The organism is Tenacibaculum soleae (assembly GCF_030549005.1).
Classification (GTDB): Bacteria; Bacteroidota; Bacteroidia; order Flavobacteriales; family Flavobacteriaceae; genus Polaribacter; species Polaribacter soleae.
Window position 1 is genome coordinate 106,336 of the sequence record NZ_JAUOSW010000004.1, and the last position, 15,822, is coordinate 122,157.

Below are 15,822 nucleotides of genomic sequence, written 5' to 3' on the forward strand. Positions count from 1 at the left end.
TATTTTTAAACAAAAATAGCAAGATGTTCTAAAATATTGGTAATTTCTTGTCTAGAATTGTATGAGTGTAAACAAAAACGTAATCGTTCTTCTCCTTTTTTAACGGTTGGCGATAAAATTGGTTTTACATTAAATCCTTTTTCTGAAAGCTGCTTTGCGATTAATTTTACGTTTTTATTACCAGAAATAATGCAGCAATGAATAGCAGAATTACTGATAATAAAATTTAGGTTTAGTCTTTTTACTTCTGATGTAAAATGCAGTATGTTTTGTTGTAGTTTTTTAAATTTTTCAATACCCGTTGAACCTCTAAATTCTGTATAAACACACTTTATAGTGGCTAATGCGTGTGGAGATAATCCTGTGGTATATATAAAACTACGGGCAAAATTTATTAAATACTGTTGTAGTTCTTTGCTTCCTAAAATTGCAGCACCATGGCATCCAAAGGCTTTACCAAAGGTTACTATTCTTGCAAAAACATCCGTTTGTAAATTTAATTCTTGAATCAATCCGAAGTTAAAAACTCCTAAAGCATGTGCTTCATCAACAATTAAATAGGCATTGTTTTTTTTACAAATCGCTACTAAATTAATTAAGTCAGGAGAATCACCATCCATTGAAAAAACCGATTCTGTAACTACGTAAATATGCGCATCATTTTGTTGAACTCTTTTTAGAATTTCCTTTAAATGAGTTAAATCATTATGTTTAAATTTATAGGCTTTTGCATTTGATAATTTTATACCGTCGCGAATAGAGGCATGAATAAATTCATCATACAAAATGATATCGCCACGTTGTGGTACAGCTGAAAAAAAACCAATATTAGCATCGTAACCAGAATTAAAAATTAATGCTTTTTCTGTTTGATGAAAAGTTGCTATATCTACCTCAAGAGTATTATATAATTGACTATTCCCGGAAAGTAATCTTGATCCAGTTGCTCCATTAATTGTTAAGTTATTGTCAATTAAAAGTTGATGTGTTTTGTTAAATAGTATTTTACTTTTTGAAAACCCTAAATAATCATTCGAAGAAAAATCAATTACATTGTTTTCTTTACCAAGTAAACGCAGTGCTTGATTTTTTTTACGCGCTATTATTTTTTGAGTAAGTTTTTTGGGAAATTGCATAGTGTAAAAATACAAAAAGACCTACATGAATGTAAGTCTTTTTTGCTCCTCTTCAAGGACTCGAACCTTGGACCCTCTGATTAACAGTCAGATGCTCTAACCAACTGAGCTAAAGAGGAATGTTCATATAGAACAAATATGTAAAATGTAGCAATTATCGGCTGCTACGTTGCCTTTAGCATTTTAGCTCCTCCTCTTGGACTCGAACCAAGGACCCTCTGATTAACAGTCAGATGCTCTAACCAACTGAGCTAAGGAGGAATTTAAAACGTAATTGTTTTAAAATGCGAGTGCAAATTTAAGGGCTTTTTTTGTATCTGCAAATTTTTTTTGATAAAAAATTAAATTAAAAACGTTTTCTGCTGATTTATAAAGCTTTATTGTGATGAAAAAATAAAAATAAAAAAAGTTATACCTATTAATATCCTAACTTGATGCTTTAAAATAAGCATGAAAAAAAGTTTTATTTTTGGTAAAAGTTGTATTTTTGTATCTATTATTCTTATTGATAGAAAAGCATAACAAGATATATGGACAAGTTTTCGTTCTTAAACGCAGTACATACCAGTTTTATAGGTGATTTATACGAACAGTATCAAAAAAATCCTGATGCAGTAGAACCAAGTTGGAGAAGTTTTTTTCAGGGATATGATTTAGCAAACGAAAATTATTCGTTGACTGATGAAGAAACTTCTGTTGAAATACCTGAAGAAGTACGTAAAGAATTTTTAGTAATTGATTTAATAAATGGTTACCGTACAAGAGGACACCTTTTTACAGAAACAAATCCAGTTCGTGAGCGTAGAAAATATACGCCTTCATTAGAGGTTGAAAATTTTGGGTTAACAAAATCAGATTTAACAACCGTTTTTAACGCAGGTGAAGTTTTAGGAATCGGTGCAAAAACATTAGCCGAAATAATTAAGCACTTAAAAGCTATTTTTTGTGATAGTATTGGTGTTGAATATATGTATTTGCGTAGCCCAGAAGAATTAAAATGGTGGCAAAACCGTTTGAATAAAAATGGAAATCAACCAAAATATGATGTTGAAGCTAAAAAATATATTCTTACCAAGTTAAACCAAGCATCAACTTTCGAAAGTTTTTTACAAACAAAATACGTAGGTCAAAAACGATTTTCAGTTGAAGGAGGAGAAACGCTAATTCCAGGAATGAGTGTTGCACTTCGTGATGCTGCCGAAAAATATGGCGTGGAAGAATGTGTGTTAGGAATGGCACACCGTGGTCGTTTAAACACTTTGGTAAATATCTTTAAAAAACCTGTTCGCGATTTATTTAGCGAGTTTGAAGGAAAAGATTTTGAAGATCAAGATATTGATGGAGATGTAAAATATCACTTAGGGTTAACATTAAGTAAAGCCTATAAAGGCGGACAAAAAATGAAGATGAATTTGGTGCCAAATCCATCACATTTAGAAACTGTAGATGCAGTTGCTGAAGGTATTGTTCGTGCAAAGGTAGATTTAGATTATAAGGGCGATAACGCAAAAATAATGCCTATTTTAGTGCATGGTGATGCGGCTATTGCTGGTCAGGGAATTGTGTATGAAATGGCACAAATGATGACCTTAAACGGATATAAAACAGGAGGAACCATTCATGTGGTAGTAAATAACCAAGTTGGTTTTACAACCAATTACTTAGATGCACGTTCAAGTACTTATTGTACTGATGTAGCTAAAGTAACATTGTCGCCAGTATTACACGTAAATGCAGATGATGCAGAAGCGGTTTGTCATGCAATGGAAATGGCTGTTGAGTATCGAATGAAATTTAAAAAAGACATTTATATTGATTTATTAGGATATCGTAAATACGGGCATAACGAAGGTGATGAGCCTCGTTTTACGCAACCTAAATTATATAAAGCAATTTCTAAGCATAAAAATGCGAAAGAATTATATGCTGCTAAATTAATTGAAGAGGGAAGCATTTCAGCAGATTATGTAACGGAAATTACCGCAGAGTTTAAAGCGCATTTAGAAGCTGAATTTACAGAATCTAAAAAGAAAACGACTTCTAAAATTCAAGAATTCATGCCAGAAGTTTGGGATGGGTTTATAAGAAAGCAATTACAAGACATGCTGCAACCAGTAGATACAACATACTCGGTTGAAGCGTTAAAAGATATAGCAAAAGTAATTTCAACAACCCCTGAAGGATACAAATTTGTACGTAAAGCAGAACGTATTTTACAAGGACGTAAAAAAATGGTTTTTGATCAGAACTCTTTAGATTGGGGAACTGCCGAAAATTTAGCATACGGTACCTTGTTAGAAGAAGGTTTTAATGTACGTATTTCAGGTGAAGATGTAGAAAGAGGAACTTTCTCGCACCGTCATGCAATTATGCGGGATGAGGAAACCTTAGAGCGTGTAAATTTATTAAACACCAACCCGAAAAATAAAGGTGAAATGACTATTTTCAATTCACACTTATCTGAATATGGAGTTTTAGGATTTGATTATGGGTATGCCATGGCTGCACCAAATACGTTAACTATTTGGGAAGCACAGTTTGGTGATTTTGCCAACGGAGCACAAATTGTATTTGATCAATACATTTCATCGGCAGAAGCTAAATGGAAATTGCAAAATGGATTGGTAATGTTATTGCCTCATGGATATGAAGGGCAAGGGCCTGAGCATTCATCAGGAAGGATAGAGCGTTTTTTACAGTCGTCAGCAGTTGATAACTGGACGATAGCAAATTGTTCTACACCTGCAAATATGTATCACATATTACGTCGTCAGATGAAACGTGATTTTAGAAAACCTTTAGTGGTTTTTACACCAAAAAGTTTATTGCGTTTACCAAAAGCGGTAAATCCGATTGAAGATTTAGCAAACGGATCTTTCCAAGAAGTTATAAACGATACTGTTGATGCTTCTAAAGTTAAAAAAATGGTTTTTTGTACTGGTAAGTTTTACTACGATATGTTAGAAGAACGTGAAAAACTAGGAAGAGAAGATGTTGCTTTAATTAGAATAGAACAATTATTTCCATTACATTTAGATAAAATTAAGGAAGTAATGGATCTATATCCAAATGTAGCACGCTATGTTTGGGCACAAGAAGAGCCTAAAAATATGGGGTCTTGGAGTTATATGTTAGAGCGTTTTGAATTGGCAAAGTTAGAATGTGCGTCGAGAGATTATAAATCGGCACCAGCAGCTGGTTCAAGTACAAGATATAAGCAAAGACATCAGCAAGTATTAGACAAGGTCTTTGATTAATACGATAAAAAGTAAGTGCATGCGTTAGGGATTGAAACGGCATCCTTTTTTGCAGCCAATTCGAGTGAATTTGTGAAGAATGAACAAATTTGTATCGAGAATGCAGCAAAAAAGATATAGTGAAAAGCCCGCCCGAACGCCCAAATAAAAGAAATAAAATATTTCAGAATAAAAAAAAAGAAACATGAGTGTTTTAGAAATGAAAGTTCCTTCTCCGGGAGAATCGATTACAGAAGTAGAAATAGCAACTTGGTTAGTGGAAGATGGTGATTATGTTGAAAAAGATCAGCCAATTGCCGAAGTAGATTCTGACAAAGCAACGTTAGAATTGCCTGCGGAAGAAAGCGGAATTATCACTTTAAAGGCTGAGGAAGGCGATGCTGTTGAGGTGGGCGCTGTAGTTTGTTTGATTGATATGAGCGCAGCAAAACCTGAAGGTGGCGCATCAGCTGAAACAAAAAAAGCAGAAGCTCCAAAAGCTGAAGCTCCTAAAAAAGAAGAAGCTAAACCTGCAACGTATGCAACCGGAACAGCATCACCTGCAGCTAAGAAAGTTTTAGCTGAAAAAGGAATGGATGCTGCAAGCGTGAAAGGAACAGGAAAAGATGGGCGTGTTACTAAAGAAGATGCTGTAAAAGCGATACCTTCTATGGGAACGCAACCTGCAAATGGTTCGCGTGGTACGGAGCGTAAAAAAATGTCAATGTTACGTCGTAAGGTAGCACAACGTTTAGTTGCTGTAAAAAGCGAAACAGCTATGTTAACTACGTTTAACGAAGTAAACATGCAGCCAATTTTTGATTTACGTAAGGAGTATAAAGAAGATTTTAAAGCGAAGCACGGTGTTGGGTTAGGATTTATGTCTTTCTTTACTTTAGCTGTTGTTAGAGCGTTAAAAATGTATCCTGATGTAAACTCTATGATTGATGGAGATTTTCAAATAAAACACGATTTTCAAGATATATCTATCGCAGTTTCTGGTCCTAAAGGATTAATGGTACCTGTAATTAGAAATGCCGAAAATTTATCGTTTAGAGGTGTTGAAAGTGAAGTAAAACGTTTGGCTTTACGTGCTCGTGATGGTCAAATTACAGTTGATGAAATGACTGGAGGTACGTTTACTATTACGAACGGTGGTGTATTTGGATCAATGTTATCTACACCGATTATTAACCCTCCACAAAGTGGAATTTTAGGAATGCATAATATTGTTAATCGTCCGATGGCAGTAAATGGAGAAGTCGTTATTCAGCCAATTATGTATGTTGCCTTATCTTATGATCATCGTATTATTGATGGTCGTGAGTCTGTTGGATTTTTAGTGGCTGTAAAAGAAGCTTTAGAGAACCCGATGGAATTGTTAATGGACAACAATCCTAAAAAAGCATTAGAAATGTAGTTTTCTATTAATAAAGTATAAATTGGAAAGCCTACGCATTTTTTGTGTAGGCTTTTTTATTAAAAAAAATAAAGAAAAATGAATCTGTCTAAAGATTTTTGGGAGAATAAGTATAAGGCTAATAAAACGGGTTGGGACTTAGGAGAAGTTTCACCGCCTTTAAAAGCTTATTTTGATCAGTTAGAAGATAAGGAATTAAAAATATTAATTCCAGGAGGCGGTAATTCTTATGAAGCAGAGTATCTTTTTAATAAGGGATTTAAGAATGTTTTTATTGTAGATTTATCTGAGACAGCTTTAGGGAATATACAAAATAGAGTTCCTTATTTCCCTGATAACCAATTAATTCTTGGAGATTTTTTTGATTTAGATATGACGTTTGACTTGGTAGTTGAGCAAACTTTTTTTTGTGCATTAAATCCCAATTTGAGAAGTAAGTATGCTGAAAAAATGAATGCGATATTAAAAGAAAACGGAAAATTAGTGGGACTTCTTTTTAATGCTAAATTAAATGAAGATCATCCTCCTTTTGGTGGGGATAAAGCAGCGTATATAACATATTTTAAACCGTATTTTACTTTTAATGTTTTTGAAAAATGTTATAATTCATGCCATAACAGGCAAGAAATGGAACTATTTATAAAGTTTATAAAATGTAAAGTTTAATTATTTATTAGGGAGAATGTTTAATTACCTTTTAAGCGTACCCATAAGTCAGATATTAATTTTTTACCATCACGTCTATCTTTTGGTTCTTCAGTGAATAGTACATCTCCTGAATCATCAACTGTTATTTTATATTTAAAAACGAAATTTTCGGCTTTTGGTTTAAGACTTAAAAGACCAAATCGTAAATCGTTAAAATAAAGTTGATCGTCCTTTTTATTGATGGTAAACCAACCTTCGGAAATTGAGATCATACGCTTAACATTTTTGTCTTCAGTAAGACTTTCTAATAAATTATGATTCTTTGGATATTTTGTAAAAGTAATAGGCTGCGTATCAAAAAATGAATAATTACCCAATAAAAAAGAATCTTCAGTCTGCACGTTAGCACTCCAAAGTATAGTATTTAAAGGTGAAGGTCTCGTATCAATTTCTGAGTAAGCAATATTTTGATTTTTTAAAGCTGTTTCAAATTGATTAAAGGCTATCCATTTTAATAGTAATGTAAGCACTAAGTAAGAAGAACTAACTATTAATCCCATTTTATTATAAAAACGACGTTTTTCAGAAGTGCGTTTTTGTGTCATTGCAAAAATTAAAAACACTAAAAAAGGCAATGTATAAAGAGGGTCAATTACAAATATGTTTTTAAAAGCCAATCGGATATCAAAAGGCCAAAATAATTGCGTTCCCCAAGTGGTATGGGCATCTAAAATAGGATGTGTTACAAATGATAAGAAAAATAGTAATGTCCAATTTTTAAAATCTTTATACTTTTCGTAACGTGAAACAATCCAAGCTAAAATGGGTGCAAAAAGTACTGAAAACACAATAGAATGAGTAAATCCTCTATGTATATAAAGTGCCGTTACTTTGTCTGTGAAAAATGAAGCAAAGACATCTAAATCGGGAATAGTACCAGCAATAGCCCCATATAACATTGCTTTGTTTCCAATTTTTTTACCTAAAACAGCTTCGCCAACGGCAGCTCCTAATACAATTTGAGTTAATGAATCCATAGGTTCACAAAAATAAACGAAGCAGGTTAAATAGTGTATAGAAGTTCAGCTAAGTTTTTTGTTAAACTTTATGAAAATAGAGATTTTTACTTTTTAATTATAAAATTTTACTCAAATAATCTTTATAGAAAGCAAATCAGATGGTAACAAATGTTACTAACAATTATTTATTATGCAGCTAAGTTTGCAGTAACTTAATTGAACTGTAGCATGAATAATAAAGTATTAATACTGTTTTTTATATTATTTACTCTTTTTGCAAAAGCACAAGAGGTAATAGTTATTACTAAAGAAGATGTTATATCTAAAGTAAAAGAAAATAACGACGCTATAAAAATGTCCCAACAAGATTTTTTAGCAGCAAAAGCAGATTTTAACCAAACAAATGCGGTTTTTTTACCAAATATTACAGCAAGTCATACAGGTATTTCAACTACAAACCCATTAATGGCATTTGGCTCTAAATTGAATCAAGAAATTTTAACACAAAATGATTTTAATCCAGCTTTGTTAAATGATCCTGAAAGAACTCAAAATTTTGCAACAAAATTAGAAATTCAACAACCATTAATAAATTTAGATGGTCTTTATCAAAGAAAAGCTGCAAAATCTAAAATGGAAGCAATGTCTTTAAAAACTGAGCGCACGAAAGATTATTTGTTATTAGAGGTAGAGAAATCTTACATGCAATTACAACTCGCATATAAAGCAGTTAGTGTGTTAGAGAAAGCTTTAAAAACTACAATGACTAATAAAAAAATGGCTGATAATCGTTATGAACAAGGTTTTTTACAACGTACAGATGTTTTAAATATAGAAGTACGAGTTACAGAGGTTAAAAACCAGTTGCAAGTGGCAAAAAGTAATGTGCAAAATGCATCAAACTACATCTCGTTTTTAATGAACGATAAGAGTTATGTTGTATATAAACCTACTGAGAATTTATTAGTTGCTAGTTTTAATATTGATGAAAGAGTCATTTCAGAAAATAGGGCAGACATAAAAGCGATGCAGCTAGCTTTAAAAGGATACGAGGAAATGAATAAGGCTGATAAAATGGCTTTTTTACCACGCTTAAATGCTTTTGGAAGTTATGAAATGTACGATGATAAGGTGTTTAAAGGTAGTGCAAATGGTTATCTGGTTGGAGCACAATTAAGCTGGGATATTTTTAAAGGGGCAAAACGTTTTGGAAAAATACAAAAGAGTAAAGCTGAATTAGAGAAATCTAAGTTAGCGTACAATCAATATGTGTCTAAAAGTAACTTAGAACTAAATAAAGTAAAACGTCAATTAGTAGATGCTAAAAATAAATTAACATTAACAGCTTTAGCAGTTGAGCAGTCTAAAGAGTCTTTAAGAATTAGAAAAAACAGGTTTAAAGAAGGTTTAGAAAAAACAGCTGATTTGTTACTAGCAGAAACTCAGTTTTTGCAAAAAGAATTAGCGTATAATCAAACTGTTTTCGAATACAATTTTACACAAGTGTATTTAGAATTTTTAACTAAAGAATGAAAATAGTTGACAGTAAGCAGTTGCAGTTTTTAGTAAAATAATCTTAAAAAAAAATGTCTGGTTGAGCGCAGTCGAAACCTAAAATTATAAACAAACTATAAAATGAAATATATATATACAATTCTAATTTTATCTGTTGCATTAACATTTGCAAATTGTGGTAAAGAGCATAAAGAAGAAGCTGTAGATAATTCTCCACCGATTAAAGTTCAAGTGAGTAAGATTACTGAAAGCAATAATGGTCAATTTTTATCAGTAAGTGGAAAAATACAAGCTGTAAATAGTGCCGATTTAAGTACTAGAATTATGGGGTACGTTAAAAAAGTACATGTAAATGTTGGTGATAAGGTTAAAAAGGGGCAATTGTTAGTTTCTATTAATAATACTGATTTACAGGCTAAAAAAGCACAGATAAAAGCAGGGATTTCACAAGCTAAAACTGCTTTTAATAATGCTGAAAAGAATTACAATCGTTTTAAAAATTTATTCGCAAGTACGAGTGTTAGTCAGAAAGAAATGGATGATATGACTGCTAATTACGAAATGGCAAAAGCGGGTTTAGAAGCTGCAAAACAGCAAAGGAACGAAATTAATGCTCAGTTTGCTTATTCGAATATTAGAGCTCCTTTTACAGGTGTTATTACAAGTAAGAATATAGAAAATGGTGATATGGCAACTCCTGGTGTTCCTTTAATTAGTTTAGAAACGCCTAAGTATTTTGAGGTAATAGCAATGGTTCCTGAAACAGAGATAGCACAAATTAAAAATGGAGTAGCAGTTACTGTTTTAGTTAAATCGATAGATAAAACGATTAAAGGAAAAGTTAGTGAGGTTAGTATTTCTGCTAAAAATACAGGAGGTCAGTATTTAGTAAAAATAGCGTTAGAAAAAACAGCTGTGAATATTTTATCGGGTATGTTTTCTACAGTCCAATTTCCTGTAAAAAGGAAAGTAAAATCGTCATCGGTATTAATTCCTAAAAAAGCAATTGTTAAAAACGGTCAATTATCTGGTGTTTATACGGTAAGTCAGCGTAATACAGCATTGTTACGTTGGTTGCGTTTGGGAAGAGTTTATGGTAATAAAGTTGAGGTTTTATCAGGTTTAAATTCTAGTGAATCGTATATCGTTTCAGCTGAAGGAAAACTATTTAATGGAGTTAAAATAAGTGTTCAGTAGGCAGTTGTTAGTAAATGATGGGCAGTGAGTAGTATGTATGCTGTTTTGAAGGAATAGATTAAGAATAGTAAAGAATTGCGTTAGAGATAGTAGTGAAAATCCTTTTTATGTCAGTTCGAGTGAATTTGCCCAAGCAAATTTGTATCGAGAACTGCGTAAAAAGATTGAAACGGATAGCTTGTTAAAACGCCTAAAAAAATATAAAAATATGAAAGAAGGTTTAGCAGGGGAAATTGCAAAAGTCTTTATTGGTTCTAAGCTTACAGTGCTTTTAATGATCGTTTTTATGGTTATTGGAGTGTACAGCTCGTTTTTAATACCAAGAGAAGAAGAGCCACAGATTGATGTGCCAATGGCGGATATTTTTGTTGGATATCCAGGAGCGAGTCCTACAGAAGTTGAGTCTAGAGTTGTAAAGCCTTTAGAAAAATTAATTTCGAATATTAAAGGTGTTGAGTACGTGTATTCTACATCGATGAACGAAAAGGCAATGGTTATTGTGCAGTTTTATGTGGGTGAAGATATTGAGCGTTCGTTTGTAAAATTGTACAATGAAATTAATAAGCATATGGATCAAATGCCAAAAGGTGTTACGTTTCCGTTAGTAAAAACACGTGCAATTGATGATGTACCGATGTTGGGGTTAACTTTGTGGAGCGAGCATTATGATGATTTTCAGTTGAATCAAATGGCGCAAGAATTAGAATCGGAAATTAAAAAGATAAACGATGTTTCTATTACGCATAAAATTGGAGGAAGAAATCGTCAGTTAAGAGTAGTTTTAGACAAGGATAAATTGGCTGCAAGCGGATTAGATTTCTTATCAGTTTCAGAAATGATTAAAGCTAATAATACGCAGTTAAAATCGGGAAGTTTTGATAAGAATGATACTGAGTTTTTAGTAAATACAGGTAAGTTTTTAACTTCTGTTACTGATGTTGAAAATTTAGTGGTTGGTGTGCAGCAAAATCAACCAATTTATTTAAAGCAAATCGCTACAATTGTTGATGGCCCTGAAATACCTCAAAATTATGTGTCTTTAGGTTTTGGAAAAGGAAGTGTAAAATCATCCGATTACAAATCGGAATATCCTGCAGTTACTTTGTCTATAGCTAAAAGAAAAGGGGCAGATGCAATGAAAATTGCAGAATCGATTTTAGCAAAGGTAACACGTTTACGTACTACTTTAATTCCTGATGATGTACATGTAGAAGTTACTAGAAATTACGGAGAAACTGCATCACATAAAGTATCTGAATTATTATTGCATCTTATTGGGTCAATCATTGCGGTTACTTTAGTAGTTATGTTAGCAATGGGTTGGCGTGGTGGCTTAGTGGTGTTTTTATCGGTGCCAATTACGTTTGCTTTAACACTGTTAAGTTACTACATGTTAGATTATACCTTAAACCGAATTACGCTTTTCGCCTTGGTTTTTGTAACGGGTATTGTGGTAGATGATTCCATTATTATAGCCGAAAACATGCACCGACATTTTAAAATGAAACGTTTGCCTTTTAAACAAGCAGCTTTATATGCGATAAATGAAGTTGGGAACCCAACAATTTTAGCAACATTTACAGTAATTGCTTCTGTTTTACCAATGGCTTTTGTATCTGGTTTAATGGGGCCTTACATGGCGCCAATGCCTATTGGAGCCTCGATAGCAATGATTTTGTCATTATTTGTTGCTTTAACGATTACACCTTATTTAGGATACATTTTTTTACGTGAAAAAGATAAAAAGAGTAGTGTAGAAAAGGTTGAGAAACCATTAGAAGAAACATTTATTTACAGAATTTACAATAAGTTTGAAAGGCCTTTATTAGAGAATAAAACAAAAAGGTGGTTGTTTTTAGGAGGAACATTTGTTGTGTTAATGGTAACAATGTTATTGTTTTTTACAAATTCGGTTGCAGTTAAAATGTTACCTTTTGATAATAAAAACGAGTTTCAAGTAGTAATTGATATGCCAGAGGGTACAACTTTAGAACGTACAGCGGTTGTTACACAAGAAATTGCTCAGTATTTGGCAACAAGACCAGAAGTGGTGAATTATCAAAATTATATTGGTACTTCTGCTCCGATAACTTTTAACGGATTGGTTCGTCATTACGATTTGCGTGGTGGATCTAACATGGCTGATATTCAAGTAAATTTGGTTGATAAAGGAAAACGAACGATTCAAAGTCATGGTATTGCAAAATTACTACGTCCTGAAATGCAAAAAATTGCAGCAAAATACAATGCAAATGTAAAATTGGTTGAGGTACCACCAGGACCACCGGTTTTATCAACAATTGTTGCTGAGGTTTATGGACCTGATTATAAAGAGCAAATTAAAATAGCGAATAGCATTCAGAATATTTTAAAAAACACAGCAGATGTTGTGGATATTGATTGGATGGTTGAAGATGATCAAACTGAATATCAATTTGAAATAAACAAAGAAAAAGCAATGTTGTATGGAGTTGCACCACAACAAATAGCATATACCATGAATATGGCATTGGCTAACAGCCCAATTACGAGTTTGTATGATGAAAATGCTGTAAGTCAGGTTGGGTTGATTTTGAGCTTGGATGAAAAAGAAAAATCGACCATTTCTGATATTTCACAATTAAAAATAAAATCGAAACAGGGTAACATGATTTCTATTGGAGATTTAGTAGATATTACTGAAACTGTAAATGCAAAAAGTATTTTTCGTAAAAATCAAAAGCGAGTGGTGTATGTAATGGCTGATATGGCAGGTGAATTAGAGAGTCCAGCCTATGCAATTTTAGGAATGGAAGCGAAGTTGAATGAAATTAAACTTCCTGAAGGTTATAAATTGAACGAAATGTATTTAGGGCAACCTGATTTTGAGGATGATTATACCGTAAAATGGGATGGTGAATGGCAAATTACACTAGAGGTTTTTAGAGATTTAGGAATCGCTTTTTTAGGAGCAATTATCTTGATTTATATTTTAATTGTTGGTTGGTTTCAAAATTTTAAAGCACCAATTGTAATGATGGTAGCAATACCGTTATCGTTAATAGGAATTATTTTAGGGCATTGGATGATGGGCGCATTTTTTACAGCAACTTCATTTATCGGTATGATTGCTTTAGCAGGAATTATGGTGCGGAATTCCGTTTTATTAATAGACTTTATCAATTTACGATTAGCCGAAGGAATTCCGTTAAAACAAGCGGCAATTGAAGCAGGTGCAGTACGTACAACGCCTATTTTATTAACTGCTGGTACTGTTGTAATTGGTGCTTTTGTAATATTATTTGATCCGATTTTTCAAGGTTTAGCAATTTCGTTAATGGGAGGAACTATTGTGTCAACGGTATTAACATTATTGGTTGTGCCATTGGTGTATTATATGATTGAAAAGAAAAATTATAAATAGTATTGATTATAAATTAAAAACTAAATAAGATGTTAAATAAATATTTTAGAATTATCGTTGGTTCTTTTGTTTTACTAAGTGTAATATTAACGGTTTATGTAAATCCTAATTGGATGTGGTTTACTGTGTTTATTGGCTTGAATTTAATTCAGTCAGCATTTACAAAATGGTGTTTGTTAGAAACCATTTTGATGAAAGTGCTTAAGATTCAGAAATAGATTCCCTTTGAAAAATCAAGTTGTTTTTAAAACAACTTGATTTTTCCTTTATTATCTACTATCTTTCACTTAGCTATAAATAACATTGCTTATTGTCGTTTACTATATGAGTAAAGAAATACCTCACTTATTATTTGAATCTAAATCTTCTGAAATACATGGAATAGAAATAATTACTTTAGAAAATTTAGAAAGTAAAAAAGATATTTTTGATCATTTACCAGAAAGAGCGCATCAATTAGAATTTTACCAACTAGCTTTTTATACAAATGGAAAAACTGAACATTTAGTCGATTTTGTATGGCATACAGTAGAAAGTAATGCTATTATCTATGTCTCAAAAGGACAAGTGAATGCTTTTAAATTTAATAAAGGTGTAAAAGGGTATCTACTTCTTTTTACTGAAGAATATTTTAAGAACCAGCTTGCTAATATTCCTCAAAATACAGCCATTAGATTATTAACTCCTCAACTCTTTTCTCCAAAAGTTGAAGTTCCTGAAGCTTCTAATATTCTAACGTATATTCAACTTTTTTTTAATGAGTTTTACAAGGCATCTGAAAACTTTAATAAGAAGCACATTATAGATTCTTTATTTAATATCATCTTTTCTAAGCTTGAAGAAATTAAAAAGAATCAAACAGATTATATTAAGGAGTCCGAAAAATTTAAACTCTTTTTAAGTTTTCAAACTTTTTTAAAAAGTGATTTTGTACTCAATAAAAATGCTGACTATTATGCTAATAAATTAAATATTACCTACAAGCATTTAAATGTAGTTTGTAAAGAAATAATTAATAAAACCGCAAAACAATATATAGATGAGTTTGTAATTTTAGAAGCTAAAAGAAATTTAATAAATTCTAGCATTAAAAGTACAGAGTTAGCTTATTTAATGGGGTTTGAAGAATCAACTAATTTTGTAAAATATTTTAAAAAACATACAGGATTTACCCCAAATACTTTCAAAAATAATAATATTTAGATTTTTAGGTTCGATATTTACCATTTTATTCGTCAGATTTACCTATCGTACGTTTTCCTTTCCTCTTAATTTTGTCCTATCATTTAAAATTAAATATAGGATGAAAAAAGCAATCATTATTGTGTTGAGCATCGCAGCTTTTACAAGCTGTAATTCAATTCAAAAAAAATCAACAATAAAAGGAAATAAATTAAAGAAAGAATTTAAAATGGAAAATTTAAAAACAATAGCACAAGAAGCACAAAAGGCTTTTTTTAAGGAGTATAGCTCAGAAGGAATAAAAAAATATTTTACAACTGATTATATTCAACATAATCCTCATGTACCAACAGGAATAGCCCCAGTATTAGGATTTCTTCCTGTCTTAAAAAAAGCAAATACAACTTATACTACGCATAGAATTTTACAAGATGGTGAATTTATTATTTTACATAATTCATATCATAATGCTGAAGCTTTAGGAGGTAAAGAGATAGTTGCGTTTGATGTTTGGAGAATGCAAGATGGTAAAGTTGCTGAACATTGGGATAATATTACGGCTAAAGTTGAGCAAACAGCTAGTGGACGTTCTCAAGTTAATGGTGTTACTGAAATTACTGATATCAGTAAAACAGCTACTAATAAAGAAATTGTAAAAAACTTTGTAAACGATGTGTTGTTTGGTAAAGCACCAGAAAAAATTACAAACTATGTAAGCACTGAAGAATATCATCAGCATAACCCTATGATTAAAGATGGGTTAGATGGTTTAGGAGAAGCAATTGCATATTTAACATCACAAAATAATATGTTTAGGTATAAAAAACTTCATAAAGTATTGGGTGAAGGAAATTTTGTTTTAACTATGAGTGAAGGTGAATGGGGTGGAAAATCACAAGCATTTTATGACTTATTTAGATTAAAAGACAATAAAATAGTTGAACACTGGGATGTAATTCAAGAAATTCCTGCTGAAATGGCACATACAAACGGAAAATTTTAATTTTACCTTTTTCAATTGAATCAAAGTATAAACCCTACACGTTTTGTGTAGGGTTTATTTATA

Annotated in this window: 11 protein-coding genes and 2 tRNA genes; 9 read left to right on the top strand and 4 right to left on the bottom strand. The window is 31.8% G+C overall.

The window, feature by feature from the left end; translation table 11 throughout:
* Positions 1 to 5 precede the first annotated feature (5 nt).
* The 3 genes from Q4586_RS06910 to Q4586_RS06920 form a co-directional block, all read right to left on the bottom strand.
* Positions 6 to 1,136: an aminotransferase class I/II-fold pyridoxal phosphate-dependent enzyme gene (locus tag Q4586_RS06910; RefSeq protein ID WP_303527716.1), complete on the bottom strand. Its 1,131-nt coding sequence runs from the start codon at positions 1,134 to 1,136 to the stop codon at positions 6 to 8.
* A gap of 45 nt (positions 1,137 to 1,181) precedes the next feature.
* Positions 1,182 to 1,255, bottom strand: a tRNA-Asn gene (locus tag Q4586_RS06915).
* Between the two features lie 68 nt (positions 1,256 to 1,323).
* A tRNA-Asn gene (locus tag Q4586_RS06920) sits at positions 1,324 to 1,397 on the bottom strand.
* Between the two features lie 269 nt (positions 1,398 to 1,666).
* On the opposite strand from Q4586_RS06920, the gene Q4586_RS06925 reads away from it, so the two are divergent.
* The 3 genes from Q4586_RS06925 to Q4586_RS06935 all read left to right on the top strand — a co-directional run bounded on the left by Q4586_RS06925 (position 1,667) and on the right by Q4586_RS06935 (position 6,458).
* Positions 1,667 to 4,393: a 2-oxoglutarate dehydrogenase E1 component gene (locus Q4586_RS06925; RefSeq protein ID WP_303527719.1), complete on the top strand. Its 2,727-nt coding sequence runs from the start codon at positions 1,667 to 1,669 to the stop codon at positions 4,391 to 4,393.
* A gap of 184 nt (positions 4,394 to 4,577) precedes the next feature.
* Complete coding sequence (gene odhB, locus Q4586_RS06930) at positions 4,578 to 5,792, top strand: 2-oxoglutarate dehydrogenase complex dihydrolipoyllysine-residue succinyltransferase (protein WP_303527721.1); 1,215 nt, start codon at positions 4,578 to 4,580, stop codon at positions 5,790 to 5,792.
* A gap of 78 nt (positions 5,793 to 5,870) precedes the next feature.
* Positions 5,871 to 6,458 carry a methyltransferase domain-containing protein gene (locus Q4586_RS06935; protein WP_303527723.1) on the top strand — a complete coding sequence of 196 codons (588 nt, stop codon included), beginning with the start codon at positions 5,871 to 5,873 and terminating at the stop codon, positions 6,456 to 6,458.
* 20 nt (positions 6,459 to 6,478) lie between these two features.
* On the opposite strand, the gene Q4586_RS06940 is transcribed toward Q4586_RS06935, so the two are convergent.
* On the bottom strand, positions 6,479 to 7,477 hold the full coding sequence (locus tag Q4586_RS06940) for a metal-dependent hydrolase (protein WP_303527726.1): 999 nt from the start codon (positions 7,475 to 7,477) through the stop codon (positions 6,479 to 6,481).
* Between the two features lie 210 nt (positions 7,478 to 7,687).
* Between Q4586_RS06940 and Q4586_RS06945 the strand changes: the two genes are divergently transcribed.
* The 6 genes from Q4586_RS06945 to Q4586_RS06970 all read left to right on the top strand — a co-directional run bounded on the left by Q4586_RS06945 (position 7,688) and on the right by Q4586_RS06970 (position 15,759).
* A complete protein-coding gene (locus Q4586_RS06945) occupies positions 7,688 to 8,992 on the top strand; it encodes a TolC family protein (RefSeq protein ID WP_303527729.1) in 1,305 nt (434 codons plus the stop codon).
* Positions 8,993 to 9,094: 102 nt separating this feature from the next.
* Positions 9,095 to 10,171 (top strand): efflux RND transporter periplasmic adaptor subunit, encoded by a 1,077-nt coding sequence (locus Q4586_RS06950; RefSeq protein ID WP_303527732.1) that lies wholly within the window; start codon positions 9,095 to 9,097, stop codon positions 10,169 to 10,171.
* Between the two features lie 208 nt (positions 10,172 to 10,379).
* Positions 10,380 to 13,574 carry an efflux RND transporter permease subunit gene (locus tag Q4586_RS06955; RefSeq protein WP_303527735.1) on the top strand — a complete coding sequence of 1,065 codons (3,195 nt, stop codon included), beginning with the start codon at positions 10,380 to 10,382 and terminating at the stop codon, positions 13,572 to 13,574.
* A 29-nt stretch (positions 13,575 to 13,603) separates the two neighbouring features.
* Complete coding sequence (locus Q4586_RS06960; protein ID WP_303527738.1) at positions 13,604 to 13,792, top strand: YgaP family membrane protein; 189 nt, start codon at positions 13,604 to 13,606, stop codon at positions 13,790 to 13,792.
* A 106-nt stretch (positions 13,793 to 13,898) separates the two neighbouring features.
* Positions 13,899 to 14,777, top strand: a complete 879-nt coding sequence (locus Q4586_RS06965; protein WP_303527740.1) for a helix-turn-helix domain-containing protein — start codon at positions 13,899 to 13,901, stop codon at positions 14,775 to 14,777.
* 100 nt (positions 14,778 to 14,877) lie between these two features.
* Positions 14,878 to 15,759, top strand: a complete 882-nt coding sequence (locus Q4586_RS06970) for a nuclear transport factor 2 family protein (protein WP_303527742.1) — start codon at positions 14,878 to 14,880, stop codon at positions 15,757 to 15,759.
* Positions 15,760 to 15,822 lie beyond the last annotated feature (63 nt).